Genomic DNA, 571 nt, shown 5'->3' with positions numbered 1-571 from the left:
CCATTGGCGCTATTGTGCGTGGCGAAGAGGTGTTAATTGCACACGACAGAACCATGATTGAGCAAGACGATCACGTGGTGATGTTCCTAGTCGATAAAAAGTACGTGCCGGACGTTGAAACCTTGTTCCAACCAAGCCCGTTCTTCTTGTAGGCCAACCTACCAATGGTAAACGTACGACCGATACTGTTTGTTCTTGGGCTGGTGCTATCAAAGCTAGCCCTGTTCATGTATCCACCGACTATTCTGGCGATATTTAATCCCGGCAGTGGCTTCGTTGAATTTGCCCAAGCGATTGTTATCACCCACTTGGTCTCATTTATTTGCTTAAGCTTCGGGCGTACTAAACAGTTCAAACTCAATGTCAGAGATGTTTTCTTGGTCACGACACTGGTGTGGGTGGTAAGTACTATCTTTGCCGCCCTACCGTTTGTCTTCATCAACCATATCAGCTTCACCGATGCCTACTTTGAAACTATGTCGGGGATTACCACCACAGGTTCAACCGTACTCAGTGGTCTTGATGATATGTCCCACAGCATCCTATTGTGGCGCTCACTACTGCAATGGCT

1 protein-coding gene and 1 pseudogene are annotated in these 571 nt (G+C 47.3%); both read left to right on the top strand.

Annotated elements, in window-relative coordinates; all coding sequences use genetic code 11:
- Nucleotides 1-152 (top strand): annotated as a pseudogene (gene trkA, locus AB4585_RS26695) (Trk system potassium transporter TrkA); the annotation flags it as partial.
- 12 nt (nucleotides 153-164) lie between these two features.
- The coding region (locus AB4585_RS26690; RefSeq protein WP_372171762.1) for a potassium transporter TrkG at nucleotides 165-571 on the top strand (407 nt) is incomplete at its 3' end.

It is taken from the genome of Vibrio sp. 10N.222.49.C9, assembly GCF_041474985.1.
Lineage (GTDB): Bacteria > Pseudomonadota > Gammaproteobacteria > Enterobacterales > Vibrionaceae > Vibrio > Vibrio crassostreae_C.
This window is presented reverse-complemented; position numbering and strand designations above follow the sequence as displayed.